This window comes from Streptomyces chlorus, from assembly GCF_042655885.1.
In the GTDB taxonomy this organism is placed as follows: Bacteria; Actinomycetota; Actinomycetes; order Streptomycetales; family Streptomycetaceae; genus Streptomyces; species Streptomyces chlorus.
Map to the genome: position 1 here is coordinate 296,495 of NZ_JBHSOA010000009.1, position 25,064 is coordinate 321,558.

Here is a 25,064-nt window from a genome sequence, read left to right on the forward strand (position 1 = left end):
GGATACTGACCCCAGTACCTGATACGGCCGGGGCAGACACCTAGGAGAAACACCATGCCGAAGCCCGCCAAGGGTACCCGTATGGGCGGCAGCGCCGCGCACCAGAAGCTGCTCCTCGCGAACCTCGCGAAGGCGCTCTTCGAGCACGGCCGGATCACCACCACCGAGGCGAAGGCGCGCAAGCTGCGTCCGTACGCCGAGCGTCTGGTCACCAAGGCGAAGAAGGGCGACCTTCACAACCGCCGCCAGGTGCTCCAGGTCATCACGGACAAGAGCATCGTGCACACGCTCTTCACCGAGATCGGCCCGCGGTACGAGAACCGTCCGGGTGGCTACACCCGTATCACCAAGATCGGTAACCGCCGTGGCGACAACGCGCCCATGGCCGTCATCGAGCTGGTCGAGGCCCTGACGGTCGCCCAGGAGGCCACCGGTGAGGCCGAGGCCGCGACCCAGCGCGCGGTCAAGGAAGACGCCCTCACGAAGGACGCGGCCGTCGAGGACGCCAAGCCCGAGGACGCCAAGCCCGACCTGGCCAAGGACGAGGCCGCCGAGGCCCCGGCCGAGGACAGCGCCAAGGACGCCTGAGGCAGCACTGCTTCACGCCGAGCGGGTCCGCCCTTCCGGGGGCGGGCCCGCTTTCGTATGCCTGAGAGGATCTGTACGTGAGTGACGAAGCGCAGCCCGGACACGTCCGTATCCGCCTGGATCTCTCCTACGACGGGACCGAGTTCTCCGGCTGGGCCAAGCAGGCCGGGGGCAGGCGGACCGTGCAGGGGGAGATCGAGGACGCCCTGCGGACCGTCACACGGTCCGGGGAGACCACGTACGAACTGACCGTGGCCGGACGGACCGACGCCGGGGTGCACGCCCGCGGCCAAGTGGCCCATGTCGACCTCCCGGCCGAACTGTGGGAGGAGCACCGGGAGAAGCTGCTCAAGCGGCTCGCGGGACGGCTGGCCCGCGATGTGCGGATCTGGTCCCTCGCCGAGGCCCCGGTGGGATTCAACGCCCGCTTCTCCGCGGTCTGGCGGCGCTACGCGTACCGCGTCACCGACCACCCCGGCGGGGTGGATCCGCTGCTGCGCGGCCATGTGCTGTGGCACGACTGGCCGCTTGACGTCGACGCCATGAACGAGGCGGCGGGCCGGCTGCTGGGGGAGCACGACTTCGCCGCGTACTGCAAGCGGCGGGAGGGCGCGACGACCATCCGTACGCTCCAGGAGCTGAGCCTGGTGCGCGGTGCGGACGGGGTGATCACGGCGACGGTCCGGGCCGACGCCTTCTGCCACAACATGGTGCGCTCGCTGATCGGGGCGCTGCTGTTCGTCGGCGACGGCCACCGCGCGCCCGACTGGCCGGGCAAGGTGCTGGCGGCGGGCATACGGGACTCGGCAGTGCACGTGGTGCGTCCGCACGGGCTGACCCTGGAGGAGGTCGGTTATCCGTCCGACGACCTCCTGGCCGCCCGCTCCAAGGAGGCCCGGAACAAGCGCTCGTTGCCGGCTCCGCCGGCCCGGTGCTGCTGATTCCGGGTCCGGCTCGGCTCCTCGCTCGACTCTCCGCTCACCTCCCGGACCCTTCCTCCGCCCAGGTCGTGAGCAGTCCCGACAGGGCGTCCACGACCTCCTGGGAGTCGGGTCCTTCGCCGCGGCCGTCCGGGGCGAGTTCCAGGTGCAGGAAGGTCGCGTGGTGCTGCTGCGCCGTCTTGCCCTGGACGTTGGAGGTGCCCTCCAGGGGGCAGTGGGCCGACCAGCCCCGGCAGACCCGCAGCCCGTCCGCCTCCAGACGGTCGGCCAGCGCGGACGCCTCGCCGGGCGCGCTCTGCGCTGCACCGCTGGAGAGGACCGCGTCGTAGCGCTTCACGGAGGACTCGGCGAAGCCGTGCAGCTGGATGCCGGGCACCCCGCGCTTCTGCAGCTCCACGACCATCAGGTGGAAGGCGCTGTCCTCGCGGTGGGCCACATCCGCGACGCGGTCACTGCCGTCGCCCGCCCGGCGGTGGGCGCCGGCCAGGACGAGCGCGCCGCCCGGGTTGTCCTCCAGCAGCCGTAGGCCGAGCGCCTCGGTCGCCCGGTCGGCGACGGGATGCGGCACCTGGGCACTCCAGCGGACCGGGGAGTCCGCGTTCAGGTACAACCGCCCCCACCGTGCGCTCGCGCCCTTGCCCGAGGCCGAGACCTCGTCGTAGCGCCGGCCGGTCGCGGTGTCGGTGAGCCGGGTGACGCGCAGGCCGATCGGGGCGAGGAGTTCATCCGCCTTCCGCGCGTCCTGGTCCAGGAGCAGCCCGATGCCGCGGGCGAGCCGGTCGCGCTGGTCGGCGTCGGGGGACGTGTAGGGGCCGTCGGGCTTGAAGGCCTCCGTGTACGTGAGGATGCGGCTGCGGAGGTCCACCAGTTCCCGGGATGTCGGAACGTTTTCCTCCGGTTCCTCCCCCGTGTTCGCCTGGCAGCCCGTCATTGTCAGAACAAGTAGCACCAGGGCGAGAATTAGAAAGAAACGTGACTGTCTCGTAATGGTAATCGGCGCGACGGGTGTGTGGACCATGTAAATATGACCGAGTGACACAGCGTAAGTCTCTCCCTAAGGTTCGGGTGGCCGCCACCCTGATCGCGCTGACCGGGCTGCTGGCCTCGTGCGGGACCGCCGACGGCTCCGTGGAGCCGCAGGCCAAGCCGGGAGGACGCTCCTTCACCGTCGCGGCCGCGGGTGACGTGCTCATCCACCCCGAACTGGTGGAACAGGCGGCCAAGGACGCCGAGGTGACCGGCAAGGGCGAGAAGGGGCTGGACTTCGGGCCGCTGCTCGCCGGGGTGAAGCCTGTCATCAGCAAGGCGGACCTGGCGATCTGCCACATGGAAACTCCCGTGGGCAAGCCCGAGGGCCCCTTCGAGGGGTACCCGGAGTTCCTGGTCCCGCCGCAGGTCCTGACGTCGCTGAAGGACGTGGGCTACGACACCTGCTCGACCGCCTCCAACCACACGTTCGACCACGGGATGGACGGCGTGCGGCGCACGCTGGACATCATGGACGACCTGGGCCTCGGGCACGCCGGGTCTGCGCGGTCGGCCAAGGAAGCGGAGTCGATCAACATCCGTGACGTCAAGGGCGTCAAGGTCGCACATCTCTCCTTCTCCTGGGAATCGTTCCTGAACCCGACGCCCGAGAAGCAGAAGTGGGCGTTGAACCGGCTCAACACCGAGGAGATCAAGAAGGCCGAGGCCCAGGCCCGGGAAGATGGCGCCGAGGTGGTCATCCTCTCCGTCCACTGGGGGCTGGAGCACTACAACGAGCCCAGCGTGCCGCAGCTGCAGCTGGCGCAGCGGCTCACCGAGGAGACCGACGTCGACCTCGTGATCGGGCACCACGCCCACGTCGTCCAGCCGATCCAGAAGGTGAACGGCACCTGGGTCGCCTACAGCCTCGGCAATCAGCTGGCCCGGCACTCCTCGCCGACGGGGCTGACCGAGGAGGGAGCCCTCGGCTGGTTCGAGTTCCAGGAGACGACCGAGGGCTGGGACGTGAAGGCGCGCTACCGCACCACGCTGGTGGACATCCCGCCGGAGGTGGAGGACGAGGAGGAGGTGCCCGACGGCGCCGTGCAGGACCTCCGGCTGGTGGACGCCCAGCTGATGCTCGACGAGCCGGGCGACCTGTCCGAGGAACGGCTCGCCCGCTACCGGCTGGCGATCGACCGGACCCGGGGCTTCCTCTACAACCGGGGCGCCCCCGGCGGCGACGGTCTCGAGCAGCTCTCGCTGGAGAAGTGACCGTTCCCACACTTGAAGTCCGCGCCGGGGTCGCAACCTTGGCGGCGCTCATCAGTCTGTTCAGTGACGACGTCGCACGGCCGCGGTCCTGGTGCGCCGGCGTACGCCCGGCACCCGCGTAAAGACCAAGGAAGACCACCGGTGACATCGAGCCATGGCGCGCCGCCCTCGGCACAGGAACGGCGCCGCAACCGCAGACGGGCGGACATGCCGCTGCTCGGCGGCATCCGCCCGCCGATCGCGGTGCTGTGCGTACTGATCCTCGCCCTGGCCGGGCTGACCGCCAAGGTGCTCGGTCCCGGCAGCGACCCCGTCGTACCCAAGGCCGTGCTCTCCTCCCAGCAGCACTACGCGGAGGACGGGGCGATCGCCCTGCGCGCCTCGATCGACGAGCGGGTCACGGACCTGCGGCGCACCGCCACCGCGCTGAACGCCGGGAAGCCGGCCGAGCCGGAGGACGTCCTCTCCGACCTCGGCAGGACGTACCAGAAGTGGACCGGGACCACCGTGGTGGACCTGGAGAGCGGGGACGTGCTCGCCGCCCGAGGCGAACGCATCCCGCTCGCCTGGCTGGACAAGGACGTCCTCACCGGAAAGAACGCCCTCGCCCCGCACATGGTGCGGCTGGAGACCGGTGACGTTCGGCTGATGACGATGGCCCTCCTCGACTGGAAGGACCGTCCGCAGCAGCTCCTGATCGCCTCCAACAGTCTGTCCGTGCCGCCCATCACGCTCGGCCCGTTCCGCACCATGGCGGTCGTGGCACGCGGCGGCGAGGTGCTCGCCACGGCCGGCTTCGAGCAGTCCGAGGCGCTCAACTCGGACCAGGAGCGCAAGGAACTCGAATTCCTCCAGAAGCAGATGTCCGACCTGTCCGACCAGGCGGCCGAACGGGCCGAGGAACACCCCGTCATCGCCAAGGAGCCCGGTTCCCGCGGCTACCCCGGCGTCAGCGGGACCCTGACGGGCGGCGAGTACAACGGCCGCGTCGTCGCCTCCGGATACGCCTCGCTCGCCTCCTCCGACCCCGAGGAGAAGGACAGCGTCGCGGCGGGCCTCGGCCTCACGGTCGTGGCCATGCTGCCCGTGGTCACTGAGCAGAGCGGCAGCACGGGCCGGGAGCTGTACGGACTGATCGCGGCCGGTGCCCTGGTGGTGCTCGGCCTGCTGGCCGCCGCGGTGCTGTGGGCGCGGGTGCAGCGGCCCCTGCTGCGGCTGTTCCTGGAGTCCCGCCGACTCGCCCGCGGGGACCTGACCCGGCCCGTCGGCACCTTCCGCGGCGGCGAGGCCGCCCGCATCGGCAACGCCCTGGAACGACTGCGGGGGCAGCTCAGCGGCTCGGGCGGGCCGAACGGACCCGGCGCACCCGGTGGCTCCGACGGAGGAAGCGGCGCGAAGCGCGGCGGCAAAGCCCGGTTCGGCATCCGGGTGCAGCTCGTGCTGACCGCCGTGCTGCTGCTCCTGTGGTGCGTGCCGGTCGGCCTGCTGCTGAACCGCACCGACGACTCGGTCAGCGTGCCCGCCAGCATGGTCAACGACCAGCGCGACCGCACCGACCTGGTGTCCGACCGCGTCCGCCGGGCACTGAACGAGGCCCAGGCGGACCTGGTCTCCACCTCCCGTCTCGTCGACGTCTCCGACCGGGCCGCCACCGAGAACGTGCTCAAGGACGCCCTGCGCAAGCACACCCGGTACGCCGCGCTGTACGTCGTCGACGCGGGCGACGAGGTCGTCGCCCGCGCCGGTGGCGACCCGCACGACTGGAGCGACAAGAAGGATCTGCCGCTGGTCCGGGTGTCCGGGGAGGGCGGCAAGAGGCCGGTGGTCCAGGCCGGCGCGCCCGTACCGGAGAAGAAGGGCGTCACACTGGTCGGCGAAGTGCGGATCGAGTTCCTCAACTCGCTGCTGAAACGTCCCGGCCTCGGCGAGGTCCGCGTGGCGGACGCGAAGGGGAGGACCCTCGCCGCCAGCAACGGCTTCCTCGCCTTCGAGGAACTGCCCCGCGAGGCCCTGACCGACCTGGTCCGGGCGGCCGGGGTGCGGGTCGGCGCCGGTCCCGTCGAGAACGGACTCCTCCTGCGAGACGGCGGCAACGTCACCGTCGCGGCCGCGGCTCCCTTCAGCGGCGGAGGTGTCGCCGCCGACGCCGGCTGGACCGTGGTCAGCTGGCAGAACGCCGACCGCTTCCAGATCACCGCGTACGAGCGGGAGGACCGCAGCGTGCTCGCGGGCCTGCTCGGGCTCGCCGCGATCGTGGTCTGCCTGGGCTGGGTGCACCTGGTGGTCGCCCGGCCGCTGCGCGCCCTCGCCACCAGCGCCGAGAAGCTGGCCGACGGCGAACTCAAGGCGGTGCTCTACCCCACGTATCACGACGAGGTGGGAGCGGTCGTCCGCAGCCTCGAACTGATCCGTCAGCAGCTCCAGGCCCGCCGGCAGCAGCAGCCCCGCCGACCCGCCGAGCCCCGACCCGCCGAACCCCGGCCGACCGAACCCCGGCCGACCGAGCCCCGACCCGGTGAACCCCGGCTCGGCGCCGGAGGAAGGTGACCCGCCGTGCTCTACCTCTACTGCGCCCTGCTCGTCTGCTGCCTGCTTCTCTTCGTCGCGGGTGTCATCGAGCAGCGCCGGCACTACGCCGCCCTGCACTCCATAGAGTCCCGGGTGCTCGTCAACGGCATCCGCGGCAAGTCCTCCATCACCCGGCTGTGCGCCGGCGCCCTGCGCGGCGGTGACCTCACCACGGTCGCCAAGACGACCGGCACGGCCGCCCGGTTCATCCACCCGGACGCGACCGAGGAGCCGGTCTACCGCAAGTTCGGCATCGCCAACGTGGTGGAGCAGATCGGCATCGTCCGCCGGGCCGCCGCGTACCGGCCCGACGCGCTCGTCATCGAGTGCATGGCGGTCATGCCGGCCCTGCAGGAGGTCAACCAGAGCAAGCTGATCCGTTCGACGATCGGCGTGTTGTGCAACGTCCGCGAGGACCACCTCGCCGAGATGGGTCCCACGCTCGACGACGTGGCCCGTTCGCTGTGCCGCTCGATGCCCCAGGACGGCATCTGCGTCACCGCCGAGAAGGATCGTTTCGACATCCTCCAGGAGGAGGCCGACGCCCGGAACTGCAAGCTGATCTACGCCGACCCCGAGATGGTCACCGACGAGGAGCTGCGGGGCTTCAGCTGGTTCACGTTCAAGGAGAACGTCGCGATCGCCCTGGTCGTGGCCGAGCTGCTCGGTGTGGAACGCGACGTCGCCCTGCAGGGCATGTACGACGCCCCGCCGGACCCGGGTGTGCTCTCCGTGGAGAAGTACGTGACCGAGGAGAACAAGCGGCTGGCCTTCGCCAACGTCTTCGCGGCCAACGACCCCGAGTCGACGCTGATGAACATCAACCAGCTGCTCGACCTCGGCGCCATCCGCCGTCCGCTGAACGTCGTGATCAACTGCCGCCCGGACCGTGTGGAGCGCAACGGGCAGATGGGCGAGATCATCCCCGACCTCCAGCCGGACAACGTCTTCGTCATCGGACACCCCGCCAAGAGCGCCATCGACGCCATCCCCGCCGAGTGGCGGGACCGCGCGGTGGACCTGGGCGGCGACCGCCGCGACGCCCACGAGTTCATGCCGGAACTGCTCGGCCGCATGTCCGACGGTTCCTCGCTCGTGGCCATCGGCAACATCCACGGCCAGGGCGAGGAGCTGCTGGAGTACCTGGCCGAACTCCCCGCGGACGAGACGCCCGACCCGGATCAGCCGGCCGGTCCGGAGCAGCAGAGCGACCCGGACCGGACGACTCCGGGCCCGGCCGCCGCCGTTCCGGCGCAGCAGGCGCCCCGCCTGGACCCGTTCGCCGCCTACCCGACGGCGTACGAGGAGCGCTACCAGGCCTCCCAGACCCAGGAGATCCCGCTCATCCGCCGCCGCGCCCCCGTCCAGCAGGCGGTACCCCAGGCGGCATCGCAGGCCGCGCCCCAGGGACAGCAGGGGCTGTACGGGCAGCAGGGCCAGTACGCCCAGCGCGGTCAGTACCCCCAGCAGGACCGGCACCCGCAGCAAGGCCAGTACCAGCAGCACGCGCGGTACGCAGAGAACGAGCGGTATGAGCAGCAGCGGCGCGCCCAGCACGCACCGCAGCAGGGGCAGCGCCCTCCGCAGCACGGGCAGTACCAGGAGCGCGGGCCCGAGCAGCGGCGCCCGCCGTACTACGACGAGCCCGACGGCGGTCCCTGGTACCCGACCGACGAGGACGGCGGCGGACCGCCTCCACGTCGCTGACCCCCCGCGGCCCGACCGCCCTCCTTCCTTCCGCACACCTGCCCGGAGACCCCGTTGATCACCGCCGCACTGACTCCCGAGATGGCCGCTCTGGGCATCGCGATAGGTCTGTTCTTCTCACTGCTGTGCTACCTCACCACCAACCTGTCGCCCGGTGGCATGATCACCCCGGGCTGGATGGCGCTCACCCTGATCGAGGACCTGCAGCGCGCGGCGATGGTGGTGGGCGTGACGGCCCTGGTCTACGCGGGCACCAAGGTGATGCAGCGGCTGGTGATCCTGTACGGCAAGCGGCTGTTCGCCTCGGTGGTGCTGCTGGGCGTGCTGCTCCAGGGCACCGTGATGATCCTGCTCTCGCTCGAGTTCCCGCTGCTGTACGGCAACCAGACCCTCGGGTTCATCGTGCCCGGTCTGATCGCCTACCAGTTGGTGCGTCAGCCCAAGGGGCCCACCTTGCTGGCCACAGGCACCGTGTCACTCATGGCCTACATCGTCATCGCCGCCGGCCTGCTGCTCGGCGTCATGCCCACCGTCTGACAACAACCGAGGAGCATTCCGATGGCAGGGAAAGGGAAGAAGAAGACGCGCCACATAGTCCCCGGACTGGTGGTGCTCACACTCGTAGGGGCTTCCGGCTACCTCACCGTGGAGCTGCGCAAGCAGGAAGTGCCCGGGGTCACCGAGGTCCGCAACGTCGGTGTCCTCGACGGCACCGGCGGGTCCGGGGGCGGGGCGGACGACAGCAAGGCGACCTGGTCCCGGCTGGAGAACCCGGCGCGCTCGGTGCTGCGCGGCGGCGACGGACAGATCGTGGCGGTCCTCACCGACGGGTCGTATACCGCGACGCTGACCGGGAAGGCCCGCACCTTCCAGGAGCCGGCCGCGACCAAGTCCAAGGTGTCCAGCCGCGACTGGGTCCGGATCATGCCCGAGGAGTGGGAGAAGGGCGCGGAGAAGGAGCAGTGGTTCAAGGACTGGTACGCCGAGAACAAGGACAGCGAGGAGGACGACCTCTTCGCGTTCGCCTTCCAGTACGTGGCCGGCGCCCCGGACAAGAAGGACGAGCAGGGCACGCTCTACGCCGGTGACGCCAACTTCGGCCCGCTGAACACCACCGGTGCGGAAGGCGGCGACCTGCGCCTCGAACAGTCCGACTTCTACGACTTCCTCGGCGTCCAGTACCCGTTCCGGGACGGTGTCATCGGGGCGCCGGAGACCATGCGCGCCAGGTCCCTGGACTGCTCCGGCTTCATCCGCATGGTGCTCGGCTACCGTGCCCGCTACCCCCTGATGTCCTCGGACACTTCCACCGGTGACGGGCTGCCGCGTACCGCCAACGGCATGGCCCGCTCCAAGCTGGGCGCCGACGTGCTCCCGCTGACCGGGGTGGCCGCGGAGGACCGGCCCGCCAACATCGACCAGCTGCAGCCCGGCGACCTCGTCTTCTTCAAGCTCGACGCGCGGACCAAGGACCGGCTGGACCACGTGGGCATGGTGCTCGGCTACGACACCGAGGGCCACCTGATCTTCGTCTCCAGCCGCGAGGAGGTCAACGGCCCGACCATCGGCGACATCGGCGGTGTCTCCCGGCTGGACGGCAACGGCTACTACGCGAAGACGCTGCGCAGCGCGAAGCGGCTGTGAGGCGCTGAGGGAACGAGGAACTGAAGAACCGAGCCGGGCCCGGAGTCACTGACCCCGGGCCCGGCTCGGCTCGCCGTCGGCTCTGTCTTTGTTGTCGTCGTTGAGGAAACTCGTCCGGCCGTCGTCACTCGTTCGCGGCGGCCGAGGCCTGGGCCTCGCCGCGGCGGCGGATCTGGCGGAAGGTGAACTCGGCGAGATCGTTGCCGGTGGAGAAGACGGCCTGGTCCTTCTCCGTCACGTTCTTGGCGGCGGTGAAGCCGGAGAGGGTGAAGTAGGCGTAGCGGCCGTAGGAGTTGGTGGTCGAGCGGCAGACCGCGCCGTCGCAGAACTCCTTGACGCCGCCGCCCGCGAGGGACTTGACGATGCTCTTCTTGTCCGCCTGCTGCTTGGCCTTGGTGGCCTGGGCCTCGGTGTCGAAGACGGCCACGCCCACCGTCACCGCGATGTCGTCCTTGGTGTAGGTGACCCGGAGCAGGCGGCTGCAGCCGTTGTCCGTGAGGGCCTTGGGCAGTGTGCCCTTGGCGGCCGAGGCGCAGTTGCGGGTGTCGGCCGTCGGGCCCTTCTTGTACACCGTGTCGCCCATGGTGAGCTGCGTGCCCGGGAAGAGGACGTCGGGGCCCAGCGGCGCCCGGTCCTTCTGCGCGCTGGAGACGAAGTCCTTCGGGTCCAGCGGCGGCGGCGCGCTCGTCGGGGCGAACGACGGGACCGTGCCGGTGGCGCTCGGCAGGCCGGCGGTCGCCGGCAGCTGGGAGGACGGGTCGGAGGCCTGGTTGCTGCCGTTCGCCGAGACGACGGCCACCGCGACGGCCGTGCCTATCGCGATGGTGGCGATCGCACCGCCGCCGATGAGCAGCAGCCGCCGTCGCTTGTGACGTGTCTCGGACGCATCGGCGAGCGCGGCCCAGTCCGGTGACTGGCCGCTGCCGCTGCGGCCCCCGCTGCTCCAGGGCTGCTGAGACTGCGGTTTCCAGGGATCCCACTGTGAAGGAGGTCCCCCCTGCCCATAACTCATGGGCGCATCTTAGACGGGGAGCGAGGTGCGCCGGGCCCGCCCCAACCCCGCGCACAGTCCGCGCCGTTGCCACCACCCGAGGGGCAAAAGCGACAACTCCGGGTGGTTGGTGCGAGTCGTGCGCGGAAGGCTCCGACGAACGAGTGGGAGGGGGCGGACCCGGTGAACGGGAGAGGGGTGGGGGGTGGCGAACCCCTGTAAAGTCGGTGTAGTCCACACCCGGCGGACTCGTTTTGACCTGTCCGGCCGAGCGTGGGTATTCTGCATGTTTGTTATGTGTATTGGCTTGCTCATTCTCACGTGAGGGGCCCTTACACCGGTCCACCGGGCCGATGACCAGCGACCTGCACGCGGTATGCGTCACCGCGGTGCGGTCAGGGCTGTCGTGATCGTCTTCGGTGACCATGTCAGGACCACTCACTGAAGAAGCGAAGGCTACGAACCGTGCGTACGTACAGCCCCAAGCCCGGCGATGTGACGCGCCAGTGGCACGTCATCGACGCTCAGGACGTTGTCCTGGGTCGTCTGGCCACCACTGCGGCCACCATCCTGCGCGGCAAGCACAAGCCGATCTACGCCCCTCACGTCGACACCGGTGACTTCGTCATCATCGTCAACGCCGACAAGGTGCACCTCTCCGGCAACAAGCGGACCCAGAAGATGGCGTACCGCCACTCGGGCTACCCGGGCGGTCTGCGCTCGGTCAGCTACGACGAGCTGCTGACGAAGAACCCCGAGAAGGCCATCGAGAAGGCCGTCAAGGGCATGCTCCCCAAGAACACCCTGGGCCGTCAGATGCTGTCGAAGCTGAAGGTCTACTCGGGCGACCAGCACCCGCACGCTGCGCAGCAGCCGGTGCCGTTCGAGATCACCCAGGTCGCGCAGTAGTTCCGGCCACCCCCTAAGACTGAAGAGAATCTGAGGAGCATCGTGGCCGAGACCACTGCCGAGCAGCCGCTCGAAGAGACCGACATCGACACCGACATCGACATCGACAGCTACACCACCGAGTCCGAGGTGCCCGTCGAGGGCGAGTACACCTCGGAGTCGATGGCGTCCCACTTCGGCGAGCCGCAGCCGGCCGCCGGCCTGGGCCGTCGCAAGAACGCCATTGCCCGCGTCCGGATCGTTCCGGGCACCGGCAAGTGGAGGATCAACGGTCGCACCCTCGAGGACTACTTCCCGAACAAGGTGCACCAGCAGGAAGTGAACGAGCCCTTCAAGGTGCTCGAGCTCGAGGGCCGCTACGACGTCATCGCCCGCATCGCGGGTGGCGGTGTCTCCGGTCAGGCCGGTGCGCTCCGTCTCGGTGTCGCCCGTGCGCTGAACGAGGCGGACGTCGACAACAACCGCGGCGCGCTCAAGAAGGCCGGCTTCCTCCGCCGCGACGACCGCGCGGTCGAGCGCAAGAAGGCCGGTCTGAAGAAGGCCCGCAAGGCCCCGCAGTACAGCAAGCGCTGATTGCAGCTGCCCCTGCATGTACTCCGAACGCCCCGGCGGCACGCCACAGTGCCGCCGGGGCGTTCGTTTTCTCTCCACTGCGGGCGTATAACGGCACAAGGTGCTCGACGGCTAATCTGATCGGATGGCCCGGGAGCGCTTGCCTCGGGATGCGGGAGCCGCACACGCATCGCGACCGTCGAACACCTCACCTGCGCCCATGGGCCGTGGCCTACGGGCCAAGGGTCATGCCCGGTGGCCGGTGCCTGGTGGCCGGATCCGCGGTCCGCGGTCCGCGGATCCGGCATCACGCCATCGCGGCATTGCGACATCACGCTTGATACGACTTCCGGTACGGCATTTCGATACGGCATTTCGATACTGACGCTTCTCAGGAGGACAAGTGGGACGACTCTTCGGCACGGACGGCGTGCGCGGTGTCGCCAACGCGGACCTGACGGCCGAGATGGCGCTGGGCCTCTCCGTGGCCGCCGCGCACGTACTGGCCGAGGCAGGCACGTTCGAGGGGCATCGGCCGACCGCCGTGGTCGGGCGTGACCCGCGGGCGTCCGGGGAGTTCCTGGAGGCCGCCATGGTCGCCGGGCTGGCCAGCGCCGGTGTGGACGTGCTGCGGGTCGGCGTGCTGCCGACGCCCGCCGTGGCGCATCTGACCGGAGCGCTCGGCGCCGACCTCGGCGTGATGCTGTCCGCGAGCCACAACGCCATGCCCGACAACGGCATCAAGTTCTTCGCGCGCGGCGGCCACAAGCTCGCCGACGAGCTGGAGGACCGGATCGAGTCCGTGTACGAGGAGCACCGGACCGGCGCCCCCTGGGAACGCCCGACCGGCGCCGGCGTGGGCCGCGTGCGGGACTACGAGGAGGGGCTCGACACGTACGTCGCCCACCTCGTCGGTGTCCTGCCGAACCGGCTGGACGGCCTGCGGATCGTCCTCGACGAGGCGCACGGCGCCGCTTTCCGGGTCTCGCCGGAGGCGTTCGCGCGGGCCGGGGCCGAGGTCGTCACCATCGGCGCCCAGCCGGACGGGCTCAACATCAACGACGGCTGCGGCTCGACCCACCTGGAGCAGCTGAAGGCCGCGGTCGTCGAGCACGGGGCCGCCCTCGGTATCGCGCACGACGGCGACGCCGACCGCTGTCTGGCCGTCGACCACACCGGTGAAGAGGTGGACGGGGACCAGATCCTCGCCGTGCTCGCGCTGGCGATGCGGGAGCGTTCCGCACTGCGCTCCGACGCCGTCGTCGCGACCGTGATGTCCAACCTCGGGTTCAAGCTCGCCATGGAGCGCGAGGGCATCCACTTCGTGCAGACCGCGGTCGGCGACCGGTACGTGCTCGAGCAGATGAAGCAGCAGGGCTACGCCCTCGGCGGCGAGCAGTCCGGCCACGTCATCGTCCTCGACCACGCCACGACCGGCGACGGCACGCTCACCGGCCTGCTGCTGGCCGCGCGTGTCGCCGAGACCGGGCGGTCGCTGCGCGAGCTGGCGTCGGTGATGGAACGGCTGCCGCAGGTGCTCATCAACGTGCCCGACGTGGACAGGACCCGGGTGCGGACCTCCGGGGAACTCGCGGAGGCCGTGACGGAGGCCGAACGCGAGCTGGGCGAGACCGGCCGTGTGCTGCTCCGCCCCTCGGGCACCGAACCGCTGGTCCGCGTGATGGTGGAGGCCGCCGACATCGACCAGGCCCGCTCGGTCGCGGGACGCCTGGCGGACGTGGTGAAGTCGGCACTGGGCTGACGGGGCGGGTGGCCGCTGTCCGGCAGTGCCGGTCCGGCGGTCACCGCCCACCGACTGCCCACCGACTGCCCACCCACCGACCGCCCGCCAGTGGGCGGGCGGCTGCCGGGCTGGCGGCTGCGGGGCGGCGACGGCGATCGCCCCGCCCTCGGGCCGCGACCGGTGCCCCGCCCCCGAGGTCACAGTTTGCGCAGGCTGAGGCGCTGGACCGTGTGGTCCGGGCCCTTGCGCAGGACGAGGGTGGCCCGGCCGCGGGTGGGGGCGATGTTCTCCACCAGGTTGGGCCGGTTGATCGTCCGCCACATCGTGCCGGCGTAGTCGAGGGCCTCCTCCTCCGAGACCTGGGTGTACTTGCGGAAGTACGAGGAGGGGTCCTGGAAGGCGGTCCCGCGCAGCTTGCGGAAGCGGTTGAGGTACCAGCGCTCGATGTCCTCGGTGCGGGCGTCCACGTACACGCTGAAGTCGAAGTAGTCGGCGAGCCCGACCCGGGTGCGCCCGTCCTTGCCGGGGAGCGCGGGCTGCAGCACGTTGAGTCCCTCGACGATCAGGATGTCCGGGCGGCGCACGGTGAGCAGTTCGCCCGGGACGATGTCGTAGATGAGGTGGGAGTAGACCGGGGCCGTCACCTCGTCCTTGCCGGCCTTGATGTCGGCGACGAAACGGGTGAGCGCGCGACGGTCGTACGACTCGGGGAAACCTTTCCGCGACATCAGGCCGCGCGCCTGGAGCTCTTTCGTCGGCAGCAGGAACCCGTCCGTGGTGACCAGCTCGACGCGCGGGTGCTCGGGCCAGCGTGACAGCAGGGCCCGGAGCAGCCGGGCGACCGTGGATTTCCCGACGGCGACGGAACCGGCGACCCCTATGACGAAGGGCGTGCCGGACTGGGAGCCCTGCTCACCGAGGAAGGTGTTCAGCGCGCTGCGGAGCCCGTCGGTGGCACCGACGTAGAGGTTGAGCAGCCGGGACAGCGGGAGGTAGATGTCCCGCACCTCGTCGAGGTCGATGACGTCACCGAGCCCGCGCAGCTGCTCCACCTCGTCGGCGGACAGCGGCAGCGGCGTCTTGTGGCGCAGCGCGCTCCACTCCGCACGGGTGAGGTCGAGGTAGGGAGTCGCCTCCGGCCGCTGCCGGTGGGCGCTCCGGGACGTCGAGGAGACCGGTGAGATCACAGTCCATTGTTAACGGAGTTTGAACAGGATGGTTCGTGGGCTGCGTCACGCGATGGGCGGGAGTGGAAGAAAACCGAGGGGAGTTGCGAGAAGTCGCGTGCCCCGTGTCCGACTTTTCTTTGCATCGCGTTTGGCGTTTCGTAGCGGCTCGGGCCGCCGTCGGGTCCACAGTCACAGCCGGGGTGCCGTGTGAAGCGCACCATGGTCCTGATCGGCCCCGCCGTCCGCTTCCGGGTGCGCCGCCTCTCCAAGCCCGGTGGGAAGGGCTGACCGGGCAGGGCCGGAACGGCGGACGCACGAGGCAAGATCACGTGGCTGTCACGGTTCCCCTACAAGCGATCTTTCGGTGATCATTTGCGAGGGGGGCTGTGTCTATATTTCGTTCACTGTGCTGCGGACTTCTCCGCGCCTTCGAAGAAAGAGTTTCCCACGTGAGAACCACCGCCGTCCGCCGTTCCGCTCTCGCCGCCTCCGCCGCCGCGCTCGCCCTGCTCATCACCGCCTGTGGCGGCTCCGGCGACAGCGAGAGCGACAGCGGCAAGAGTGACGAGGGCAAGGCCGGCTCCTCCGCTTCCGCCGCGCCCGCGGCCAAGGCGCTGACCGCGGCCGAGCTGGAGAAGGTCGCGCTGGTCCAGGCCGACATGAAGGACGGCAAGGTGGTCACCAAGGTGCCCGCGACGGACGACCTGAGCGCCGACAAGGTCAAGGCGGACGACGAGGCGTGCCAGCCCCTCGCCAACCTGCAGCTCGCGGTCCCGGTCGGCTCGCCCGCCGCCACCGTCAAGCGGTCCTGGACCGGTGAGCCGAAGAAGCCCGCCGAGGGTACGGCCCCGGAGGAGGCCCTGCTCGCCGGCCTCGCCGTGGACAAGGTCTTCGTCACTCTCGCCTCCTACGAGGACGGCGGCGCCGAGCAGGTCGTCAAGGACGTCGACGCCGCTGTCGAGAAGTGCGCCGGAGGCTTCACCGTCACCGCCGCCGGTGAAAAGATCAAGTTCCTGAAGGCCGCCAAGGCCGAGGGGCCGAAGGGCGCCGACGAGGCCGTCGAGATCACCCTGACGATGGCTGCCGAGGAGGGTGTCGAGGCACCCGTCAAGGTCGTCGTCACGCGCACCGGTGCCACCGTCGTCGGCTTCTCGGCGGTCAACTTCGGCGCGATCGCCACCGGCGAGGAGGCCCCCTTCCCGACGCAGATCTCCGACGCCCAGCTCGCCAAGCTCGGCTGACAACCACTCGGCTGACGCCTGCCCAGCTGACACCCGCTCGGCTCGGTCGGCACTCATCCGCCGCCGGGGTTCCCACCGGTGCGTGACCGAGGTTCGCGCACCGGTGGGAATTTCCGATTCCGGGCACGTGGCAGTCATTTTCGGCGCCTGACGGATCGTAGGCTGCCGGGCATGTGCGGAATCGTGGGATACGTGGGGCCGCAGTCGGCGCTGGACGTCGTGACGGCCGGACTGAAACGGCTGGAGTACCGGGGCTACGACTCGGCGGGCGTGGCCGTCCTCGCGGACGGCGGGCTCGCCACGGCGAAACGGGCCGGGAAACTGGTCAACCTGGAGAAGGAACTGGCAGCCCGGCCGCTGCCCACCGGGGCGACCGGCATCGGCCACACCCGCTGGGCCACGCACGGCGGCCCCACCGACGCCAACGCACACCCGCATCTCGACAACACGGGCCGGGTCGCCGTCGTCCACAACGGCATCATCGAGAACTTCGCCGAGCTGCGGGCCGAACTGGCCGGGCGCGGCCACGTCCTGGCCTCCGAGACGGACACCGAGGTCGTCGCCCACCTGCTCGCCGAGGAGTTCTCCTCCTGCGCCGACCTCGCCGAGGCGATGCGCCTGGTCTGCAAGCGGCTGCTCGGCGCCTTCACCCTGGTCGCCGTCCACGCGGACGCGCCGGACGTGGTCGTCGGCGCGCGCCGCAACTCGCCGCTCGTGGTGGGCGTCGGCGAGGGCGAGTCGTTCCTCGCCTCGGACGTCGCCGCGTTCATCGAGCACACCCGCTCCGCGATCGAACTGGGCCAGGACCAGGTGGTCGAACTGCGCCGCGACAAGGTCACGGTGACCGGTTTCGACGGCGGACCGGCAGACGTCCGCTCGTACCACATCGACTGGGACGCGTCGGCCGCGGAGAAGGGCGGCTACGCCTCCTTCATGCTCAAGGAGATCGCCGAGCAGCCCAGGGCGGTCGCCGACACCCTGCTCGGCCGCATCGACGGCTTTGGAGCCCTGTCCCTGGACGAGGTGCGCATCCCCCCGAAGGCGCTGCGCGAGGTCGACAAGGTCGTCATCGTCGCCTGCGGTACGGCCTTCCACGCCGGGCTGATCGCCAAGTACGCCATCGAGCACTGGACGCGGATCCCCTGCGAGGTCGAGTTGGCGAGCGAGTTCCGCTACCGCGATCCGATCCTCGACCAGCAGACCCTCGTCATCGCCATCTCCCAGTCCGGCGAGACCATGGACACCCTGATGGCCCTGCGGCACGCACGCGAACAGGGCGCCCGCGTCCTCGCCATCTGCAACACCAACGGCTCGACCATCCCCCGCGAGTCCGACGCCGTCCTCTACACCCACGCCGGCCCCGAGGTCGCCGTCGCCTCGACCAAGGCCTTCCTGACCCAACTGGTCGCCTGCTACCTGGTCGCCCTGTACCTCGCCCAGATCCGCGGCGCGAAGTACGCCGACGAGATCCGCACGGTCGTCCGGGACCTGACCTCCGTCGCCCGCTCGGTGGAACGGGTTCTGGAGACCATGGAGCCCGTACGGGAACTCGCCCGCACTCTCGCCCACAAGAACACCGTGCTGTTCCTGGGCCGGCACGTCGGCTACCCGGTCGCCCTGGAGGGCGCGCTCAAGCTCAAGGAGCTCGCCTACATGCACGCGGAGGGCTTCGCCGCGGGCGAGCTGAAACACGGCCCGATCGCCCTCATCGAGGACGACCTGCCCGTGGTCGTGGTCGTCCCGTCACCGCGCGGCCGCTCCGTCCTCCACGACAAGATCGTCTCCAACATCCAGGAGATCCGCGCCCGCGGCGCCCGCACCATCGTCATCGCCGAGGAAGGCGACGACGAGGTGACCCCCTACGCCGACCACCTCATCCGCATCCCGCCCACCCCGACCCTCCTTCAGCCCCTGGTCGCCACGGTCCCCCTCCAGGTCTTCGCCTGCGAACTGGCCACGGTCCGCGGTAACGAGGTGGATCAGCCCCGCAACCTGGCGAAGTCGGTCACGGTGGAGTGACGCCGGAGCCCGGTGGAGGCCGGGGACCGGGACGTGTGAGCATTCTGGGCGTCATTGCCCATACGCCGCTCGTTCGAGCGGTCATGCGGCATCCGCTTGCTGACTGCTCACGCCCTTCGGGTAGGGCACCTGCTGTCGGCCCGAGGCCTTCGCGTTCGCGAGCCCGGCGGGCGGGAGGACCGCGCACCGAGTCGATGCGGACCCGGCTTGCCCTGAGTGTCCCCCTGAAGCGTTGGCGCCCTTCGGCCGGTCGGTGGATGAGGAACGGAGGAAGGGCGTGGGCTGCCACGGGGCCGGCAACTCGGTGGAACGAGCCGTCGACCAGAGGACATGCGCTGAAACTCGTTGTCCCGCCGACACGGTGCCGTGCCAGAATCCAGCGCATGCCAGTTCGATACCCGCGCCCCTTACGCCCTGGTGACCGCGTCGGAGTCACCTCTCCGTCCAGCGGAGTCGACGAAAAGCTCCGCGAGCGCCTCCGCGTGGCCGTCCGCGACGTGGAGGCACGCGGATTCGAGGTGGTCCTCGGACAGTGCATGGACGGCTCGGGACATGTCAGTGCTCCCGCCGCCGCGCGCGCGGACGAACTGATGTCGCTGCTGACCGACCCCGACGTCGGTGCTGTGGTGCCGCCGTGGGGCGGGGAGTTGGCGATCGACCTCCTGCCGCTGCTCGACTGGGACCGACTACGCGTCGCCGAACCGACCTGGCTCGTGGGGTTCTCCGACCTGTCGACCGTCATCACCCCGCTGACCCTCCTCACCGGGACCGCGACCGTTCACGGCAACAACCTCATGGACACTCCCTACCGAACTCCCGACGGGCTGGTCTCCTGGCTCGACATCGTCAGCGCACCACGGGGACACCGGTTCACACAGATCCCGCCCGGCCACCACAGATCCACCGGCTGGGACGACTACGCCGTCCAGCCCGAGGTACGGGAACACCCACTCGATGCCCCTGGTGCATGGACACGGCTGGACGGAAGCGGAGATCTGGAAGTCGAGGGCCGCCTGATAGGGGGCTGTATCGAGACACTGTGCAACCTCACCGGGACCGGCTATCTCGACGTGTCCGGCTTCGCACGGACCGAGGCCGCGGGCGGGCTGCTGGTGTATGTGGAGGCCGCCGGCGGCGATGCCTTCACCATCTGCCGGAACCTGCACGGTATGCGGCTGGCCGGCTTCTTCGACGCGGCGAACGCGGTGCTCGTCGGACGGACCTCGGCACCGGGCGCCCCCTCACTGTCCCAGCATCAGGCCGTGCTGGACGCGCTCGGCCCGTTGAACGTGCCGATCATCGCCGACGTCGAGTGCGGTCACGTCCCGCCGTACATGCCGATCGTCAATGGGGCGCACGGCCGCCTGGTCCACACGGCACTGCGGAGCGAACTCACCCAGACCTTGGTCTGACACACCGGTTCGCCCCTCACCGCCCATGAGCCAGCGGTAGCGGAGCGCACGGGGCACCTGGCTACCGCCGTCCGTATGGTCCGGGGGCGAGACGGCGCTGTCGAGCGTGAGCCCGTTCAGGAAGCGGAGGCCTTTGAGGCCCCCGTGGCATTCGATGAAGACGGTGTGGCCCATGAGTCGGTGCTTCTGCTTCCCCTGTGTTCTTGCGCGCGGTTGCTGACGCACTGTAAGGCCCGCCACCGACCGGGTGCCGATGCCTCGGGAGGGTGAACCGGCAGGGGTGGGGAGAGCGGTGGGAACCCGCCCGGCGTTCGCGCCGGGGTACGGGCTCGTAAGGTGCTGCGCATGAGCATTATCGGAGTCGGGATCGACGTGGCCGAGATCGAGCGGTTCGCGGCGTCGTTGGAGCGGACGCCCGGCCTCGCGCGGCGGCTGTTCGTGGACGGCGAGTTGCTGCTGCCCAGTGGGGAACGGCGGGGGATCGCCTCGCTGGCGGCGCGGTTCGCCGCCAAAGAGGCGCTGGCCAAGGCGCTCGGCGCGCCCGGCGGCCTGTACTGGACCGATGCCGAGGTGTACTGCGAGGACAGCGGGCAGCCGCGGCTGCGGGTGAAGGGGACGGTGGCGGCGCGGGCCGCCGAGCTGGGCGTGCGGTCCTGGCACATCTCGCTCAGCCATGACGCCGGGGTGGCGTCGGCGGTCGTCGTCGCCGAAGGGTGAGGGATATGGACCGGCCGAGCTTGCTGGGATTTCCCGGGGGCGGGGAGGTCGGGGGGCGGCTGCCGGTGTGGGGAGAGGCGCTTCTCGCCGCTGCCGCCCTGCTCGTCGTGGTGTTCACGGTCGTGAGAATGGTGCGGATGACTCGGCGGGCGGGGCGCGGGCGGTGGCGGCGGTGACCGGCCGGGCGTGCGGGGCTTCGCCTTCGCCGGCCGGTCACCTTGCCGTTGTCCGCCGGGTCGGCCGCGTCAGCAGATGGACTGGCTGCTGTTGACCAGCCTGTTGTTGCGGAACGTGATGTTCTCGCCGCACGGGCTCTCGCGGATCGACGAGTTGGTCACCGTCAGGTTCTGGACGGTGATGTCCCTGTTGTTCGCGAACTCCGTGCGGGCGGCCAGCCGGATCTCGCCGCCGCCGGTGACGGTGCCGCTCTGGGCGGCGAGGTTCACGTTGTAGCAGTTCTCGATCAGGATCGCGTTGTTGCCGGTGTTGGAGAGACTGATCCGGTCGATCGTCGCGCCGCCGCTCTCCGAGACGCAGAAGACGCCCCGTCCGCCGCCGCGCGCGACGACCTCGCCGACGCGGATATTGGTCGCGTACGAGCTGCCGATCCGGCCGTTGCGGTTGGCCATGCGGAAGGCGGCGTAACCGGTGCCGGTGCCCGCGTTCTCCGCGTCGACCTTGCCGACCGTGGCGTTGATGGTCTGGTTGAGGAGAAGTCCCGACTCGCCGACGTTGCGGGCCGTGACCGTGCCGACGGTGAGGCCGTCGACTCCGTACGTCTCCACGGCGTGGCTGGAGGCGCCGGACACGTAGACGTTGTCGATCCGGACGTTCCGCGTCCACTGGCTGGTGTCGCCGCGGTTGTCGATGCGGACGCCGAGGCCGCCCGAGAGGCGCATGTCGATCTGGCCCAGGACCACGTTCTGCACGTTGCGCATGAAGACGCCGTACAGCGGGGCGCCGGTGACGCTGAGGTTCTGGACCTCGACGTCCCGTGTGCCGCGGGAGTAGACCGGTGCCTGGTCGCCGGAGCCGCTGCCCGTGACGTTGATCGTGCCGCAGACGTCGAGAACCGTGTAGCTCGGCAGCGAGATACGCGAGTTGGCGGAGAGCGAGCCCGAGCCGCGGACCACCACCCGTTCCTTGGAGGTGCGGCCGGTGGACAGGCTGCCGATCGCGGCCTGGACCGCCGCGCGCAGGTCGGTACCGGTGTGGACGACGGTGCTGCCGCGCCGGGCGGTCCAGGTGCTGCCGCTCAGTACGGCCTCGGCCTGGTAGGAGCCGTCCCCGCAGGCGGCGGCCTGGATGGGGGCCTCCTGGGTGACGGGAGCGGGCGCGACGGGTGCGGCGGTGGCGGGTGCGGTCAGCGCGCCCGCGGCGGTGAGGAGTGCGGTGGCGCCGGCTGCGGCGAGGAGTGCGGCTCTGCATCCCATGGGTTCTCTGCTTCCTCTTCCTCTGGTCTGTTCGTCGAACCGATTCGACTGAATCGATTCATCCGGCGGGGGGTGGTGAGTGTGGCGAGGGCGCGGCATGCCGTCAATGCATGCGGCCGGGGGACGGGCTTCGACAACTTTCGACCGGCTTGCGGGGTGCGGAGCGACCGGCTTCCTGGGTATGGGAGGGACGGCTTCCGGGGTGCGGGGCGGCCTCCGACAAGCGGCAGTCGGACCGTTCCGTGCGGGACACTCGGACGTATGCGTACTGCGTACAGCGTGGAGACGGTCAGGGCGGCGGAGCGGGACCTGATGGCGCGGCTGCCGGAGGGCGCGCTGATGCAGCGCGCCGCCGCCGGGCTCGCCGCGGCCTGCGCGGATCTGCTCGGGCGGGGTTACGGCCGGGTCTACGGCAGCAGGGTCGTCCTGCTGGTCGGCAGCGGGGACAACGGCGGCGACGCCCTCTATGCCGGCGCCCGGCTGGCCCGGCGCGGCGCGGGCGTCACGGCGGTGCTGCTCGCGCCGGAGCGCGCCCATGCCGCCGGGCTCGCGGCACTGCGCCGGGCGGGCGGCCGGACCGTGGGGATCACCGACGCCGACGCCGACATGGGCGCCGATGCCGATGCCGATACCGCTGCCGTCGCGGCGGTCCGGCGGGCCGATCTCGTCGTGGACGGCATCGTCGGAATCGGCGGCACGGGCGGGCTGCGCCCGGAGGCGGTGCCGCTTGCCGAGGCCGCCGAACGGTCCGGTGCCACGGTCGTCGCCGTCGACCTGCCGAGCGGCGTCGACGCGGACACCGGCGAGGTACGCGGCACCGCGCTCCGGGCCGACCTCACGGTGACCTTCGGGACGCACAAGCCGGGGCTGCTCATCGACCCGGCGCGGGAGTACGCGGGGTCGGTGCGGCTCGTCGGCATCGGTCTCGACCTGCCCGCCGAGCCGGAACTCGAGGCGCTCCAGCACGCCGACGTGGCCCGGCTGCTGCCGGTGCCCGGCGCGGAGAGCGACAAGTACCGGCGCGGTGTCGTCGGGATCGCCGCCGGGTCCGCCCGCTACCCCGGGGCCGCCGTGCTCGCGGTCGCCGGTGCGTTGCGGGGCGGGGCCGGGGCCGTACGGTACGCCGGTCCCGCCGCGCGGGACGTGATCGCCCGCTTCCCCGAGACGCTGGTGTCCGACCGGGGGCCGAAGCACGCCGGGCGGGTGCAGGCGTGGGTCGTCGGGCCGGGTGCCGGGGACGACGCCGGTCCGGTGGCGGAGGTGCTGGCGGCGGACGTCCCGGTGCTGATCGACGCGGACGGCCTGCGGCTGGCCGACGCCTCGGCCGTACGGGCCCGCTCCGCGCCGACCCTGCTGACCCCGCACGCCGGAGAGGCCGCCGCGTTGCTCGGCGTGGAGCGCGAGGAGGTCGAGGCCGGCCGGCTGGTCGCGGCGCGTGAACTGGCCGGACGGTACGGGGCGACCGTGCTGCTCAAGGGCTCCACGACGCTGGTCGCCGACCCGAAGGACGGGGAGGGTACCGCCGTACGGGTGAACCCGACCGGGACGTCCTGGCTGGCCACGGCGGGAAGCGGGGACGTTCTGTCCGGCCTGGCGGGTTCGCTGCTGGCGGCGGGACTGCCGGCCCGGGACGCCGGCAGCGTGGCGGCCTACCTGCACGGGCTCGCGGGACGTCACGCGGCGGACGGCGCGCCGGTGGGGGCGCACGACGTGGCGGAGGCGATCCCGGGGGCGTGGCGGGACGTCATGCGCGGGTGAGACCGCGGGATTCCGCACCCGGGCCGGGCATGACAGGGAGTCCGGGCCGGGCCCCGGTCGCGGGCGTCGTCGTACTATCCCACCGCGGCGGTCCTATACCACTCCCGGTGAGGCGGCGTACCGCTCTGAGAGACTGGGGTGCGATGAACGAGAACGATGCTGTGCGCAAGGCGACCTTCAGGGCCCGTGCCGAGATCGATCTGGGCGCGCTGCGCGCCAATGTGCGGAGCCTGCGCGCCCACGCGTCCGGTGCCGCCCTCATGGCCGTGGTCAAGGCGGACGCCTACGGGCACGGCGCCCTCGCGTGTGCGCGGGCGGCCGTCGAGGCCGGGGCGTCCTGGCTCGGCACGGCCACCCCGCAGGAGGCGCTGGCGCTGCGCGCGCCCGGCGCCGGGGTCCCCGCCGACGTGCGCGTCATGTGCTGGCTGTGGACGTCCGGCGGGCCCTGGCGGGAGGCGATCGAGGCCGACCTCGACGTCGGCGTCAGCGGCATGTGGGCGCTGGAGGAGGTCGCCGCGGCCGCGCGTGCCGCCGGGCGGCCCGCGCGCGTGCACCTCAAGGCCGACACCGGCCTGGGGCGGGGCGGCTGCGTGCCCGCGGACTGGGCCGAGCTGGTCGCCGCGGCCCTCGCCGCCGAGGCCGACGGACTGCTGAGTGTCGTCGGCCTGTGGTCGCACCTCGCCTGCGCCGACGAGCCGGGGCACCCCTCCATCGACGCCCAGCTCATCCGCTTCCGGGAGATGGTGGCGTACGCCGAACAGCAAGGGGTCGACCCCGAGGTCCGGCACATCGCCAACTCCCCGGCCATCCTCACCCTCCCCGACAGCCACTTCGACCTCGTCCGGGCCGGCATCGCGATGTACGGGGTCTCGCCCAGCCCCGAGATCGGCGCCCCCGCCGACTTCGGGCTGCGCCAGGTGATGACCCTGACCGCCTCCCTCGCCCTGGTGAAGCACGTCCCCGGCGGGCACGGTGTCTCGTACGGCCACCACTACGTCACCCCGGGCGCCACCACCCTCGGCCTGGTCCCGCTCGGCTACGCGGACGGCATCCCGCGGCACGCCTCCTCCGCCGGTCCGGTACTGGTCGAGGGCAAGTGGCGTACGGCCGCGGGGCAGATCGCGATGGACCAGTTCGTCGTCGACCTCGGCGGGGACGAGCCCCCGCCGGGCACCGAGGCGGTGCTCTTCGGCCCCGGCGACCGAGGCGAGCCCACCGTCGAGGACTGGGCGCAGGCCGCGGGCACCATCGGGTACGAGATCGTCACCCGGATCGGAACCCGCGTCCCGCGCGTCCATGTGAATGACGTGACGGCGTGACGGCGTGACGGCGTGAGGCGTGACGGCGTGACGAAGTAGTACGCCAGAACGCCCGTACGTCCGTACGCTCATCCGACCGCATACGCATGAGGAACGACAGAGGAGCCAGTA

At 70.9% G+C, this 25,064-nt stretch carries 20 protein-coding genes; 16 read left to right on the plus strand and 4 right to left on the minus strand.

Translation table 11 applies throughout. The annotated features are described in order from the left end of the window. Positions 1-54: 54 nt before the first annotated feature. Positions 55-588, plus strand: a complete 534-nt coding sequence (gene rplQ, locus ACFPZI_RS05805; RefSeq protein WP_381359024.1) for a 50S ribosomal protein L17 — start codon at positions 55-57, stop codon at positions 586-588. Between the two features lie 77 nt (positions 589-665). Further along, positions 666-1,529 (plus strand): tRNA pseudouridine(38-40) synthase TruA, encoded by an 864-nt coding sequence (truA, locus tag ACFPZI_RS05810; RefSeq protein WP_381359027.1) that lies wholly within the window; start codon positions 666-668, stop codon positions 1,527-1,529. Positions 1,530-1,566: 37 nt separating this feature from the next. Here truA and ACFPZI_RS05815 read toward each other — a convergent pair whose 3' ends face one another. Further along, positions 1,567-2,394 carry a hypothetical protein gene (locus tag ACFPZI_RS05815; protein WP_381359029.1) on the minus strand — a complete coding sequence of 276 codons (828 nt, stop codon included), beginning with the start codon at positions 2,392-2,394 and terminating at the stop codon, positions 1,567-1,569. Positions 2,395-2,594: 200 nt separating this feature from the next. On the opposite strand from ACFPZI_RS05815, the gene ACFPZI_RS05820 reads away from it, so the two are divergent. From ACFPZI_RS05820 to ACFPZI_RS05840, 5 genes are all read left to right on the plus strand, one after another. Then, positions 2,595-3,770: a CapA family protein gene (locus ACFPZI_RS05820; RefSeq protein ID WP_381359031.1), complete on the plus strand. Its 1,176-nt coding sequence runs from the start codon at positions 2,595-2,597 to the stop codon at positions 3,768-3,770. 207 nt (positions 3,771-3,977) lie between these two features. After that, positions 3,978-6,317, plus strand: coding sequence for a HAMP domain-containing protein (locus ACFPZI_RS05825; protein ID WP_381359521.1), 2,340 nt, complete (start codon positions 3,978-3,980; stop codon positions 6,315-6,317). A gap of 6 nt (positions 6,318-6,323) precedes the next feature. Beyond that, entirely contained in the window at positions 6,324-8,045 is a 1,722-nt protein-coding gene (pgsB, locus tag ACFPZI_RS05830) for a poly-gamma-glutamate synthase PgsB (protein ID WP_381359033.1), read from the plus strand. A gap of 54 nt (positions 8,046-8,099) precedes the next feature. Then, on the plus strand, positions 8,100-8,582 hold the full coding sequence (locus ACFPZI_RS05835; RefSeq protein WP_381359036.1) for a poly-gamma-glutamate biosynthesis protein PgsC/CapC: 483 nt from the start codon (positions 8,100-8,102) through the stop codon (positions 8,580-8,582). A 21-nt stretch (positions 8,583-8,603) separates the two neighbouring features. Continuing rightward, positions 8,604-9,689 carry an NlpC/P60 family protein gene (locus ACFPZI_RS05840; protein ID WP_381359039.1) on the plus strand — a complete coding sequence of 362 codons (1,086 nt, stop codon included), beginning with the start codon at positions 8,604-8,606 and terminating at the stop codon, positions 9,687-9,689. Between the two features lie 124 nt (positions 9,690-9,813). Here the strand turns inward: ACFPZI_RS05840 and ACFPZI_RS05845 are convergent, their stop codons facing one another. After that, on the minus strand, positions 9,814-10,701 hold the full coding sequence (locus tag ACFPZI_RS05845; RefSeq protein ID WP_381359042.1) for a hypothetical protein: 888 nt from the start codon (positions 10,699-10,701) through the stop codon (positions 9,814-9,816). Positions 10,702-11,145: 444 nt separating this feature from the next. Here ACFPZI_RS05845 and rplM point away from each other — a divergent pair, with 444 nt between their 5' ends. The 3 genes from rplM (at position 11,146) to glmM (ending at position 13,903) form a co-directional block, all read left to right on the plus strand. Next, positions 11,146-11,589, plus strand: a complete 444-nt coding sequence (gene rplM / locus ACFPZI_RS05850) for a 50S ribosomal protein L13 (protein ID WP_381359045.1) — start codon at positions 11,146-11,148, stop codon at positions 11,587-11,589. 42 nt (positions 11,590-11,631) lie between these two features. Further along, positions 11,632-12,162: a 30S ribosomal protein S9 gene (gene rpsI / locus ACFPZI_RS05855; protein WP_381359048.1), complete on the plus strand. Its 531-nt coding sequence runs from the start codon at positions 11,632-11,634 to the stop codon at positions 12,160-12,162. Positions 12,163-12,544: 382 nt separating this feature from the next. Beyond that, positions 12,545-13,903, plus strand: coding sequence for a phosphoglucosamine mutase (glmM, locus tag ACFPZI_RS05860; RefSeq protein ID WP_381359051.1), 1,359 nt, complete (start codon positions 12,545-12,547; stop codon positions 13,901-13,903). Positions 13,904-14,082: 179 nt separating this feature from the next. On the opposite strand, the gene coaA is transcribed toward glmM, so the two are convergent. Continuing rightward, on the minus strand, positions 14,083-15,072 hold the full coding sequence (coaA, locus tag ACFPZI_RS05865) for a type I pantothenate kinase (protein WP_381359054.1): 990 nt from the start codon (positions 15,070-15,072) through the stop codon (positions 14,083-14,085). A 431-nt stretch (positions 15,073-15,503) separates the two neighbouring features. On the opposite strand from coaA, the gene ACFPZI_RS05870 reads away from it, so the two are divergent. From ACFPZI_RS05870 to ACFPZI_RS05885, 4 genes are all read left to right on the plus strand, one after another. Then, a complete protein-coding gene (locus ACFPZI_RS05870; RefSeq protein WP_381359056.1) occupies positions 15,504-16,295 on the plus strand; it encodes a hypothetical protein in 792 nt (263 codons plus the stop codon). Positions 16,296-16,466: 171 nt separating this feature from the next. After that, positions 16,467-18,314, plus strand: a complete 1,848-nt coding sequence (gene glmS, locus ACFPZI_RS05875; RefSeq protein ID WP_381359057.1) for a glutamine--fructose-6-phosphate transaminase (isomerizing) — start codon at positions 16,467-16,469, stop codon at positions 18,312-18,314. A gap of 383 nt (positions 18,315-18,697) precedes the next feature. Continuing rightward, the gene (locus ACFPZI_RS05880; protein ID WP_381359060.1) at positions 18,698-19,726 is read left to right on the plus strand and encodes a S66 family peptidase; all 1,029 of its coding nucleotides are present in this window, start codon (positions 18,698-18,700) and stop codon (positions 19,724-19,726) included. A 345-nt stretch (positions 19,727-20,071) separates the two neighbouring features. Continuing rightward, positions 20,072-20,443: a holo-ACP synthase gene (locus ACFPZI_RS05885; protein WP_381359063.1), complete on the plus strand. Its 372-nt coding sequence runs from the start codon at positions 20,072-20,074 to the stop codon at positions 20,441-20,443. Positions 20,444-20,688: 245 nt separating this feature from the next. Here the strand turns inward: ACFPZI_RS05885 and ACFPZI_RS05890 are convergent, their stop codons facing one another. After that, on the minus strand, positions 20,689-22,221 hold the full coding sequence (locus ACFPZI_RS05890; RefSeq protein WP_381359524.1) for a right-handed parallel beta-helix repeat-containing protein: 1,533 nt from the start codon (positions 22,219-22,221) through the stop codon (positions 20,689-20,691). Between ACFPZI_RS05890 and ACFPZI_RS05895 the strand changes: the two genes are divergently transcribed. Both ACFPZI_RS05895 and alr read left to right on the plus strand, forming a co-directional pair. Further along, positions 22,138-23,634 carry an NAD(P)H-hydrate dehydratase gene (locus tag ACFPZI_RS05895; protein ID WP_381359066.1) on the plus strand — a complete coding sequence of 499 codons (1,497 nt, stop codon included), beginning with the start codon at positions 22,138-22,140 and terminating at the stop codon, positions 23,632-23,634. The two genes, ACFPZI_RS05890 and ACFPZI_RS05895, sit on opposite strands and share 84 nt — an antisense overlap. 143 nt (positions 23,635-23,777) lie before the next feature. After that, entirely contained in the window at positions 23,778-24,953 is a 1,176-nt protein-coding gene (gene alr / locus ACFPZI_RS05900; RefSeq protein ID WP_381359069.1) for an alanine racemase, read from the plus strand. The last annotated feature ends 111 nt before the right edge of the window (positions 24,954-25,064 follow it).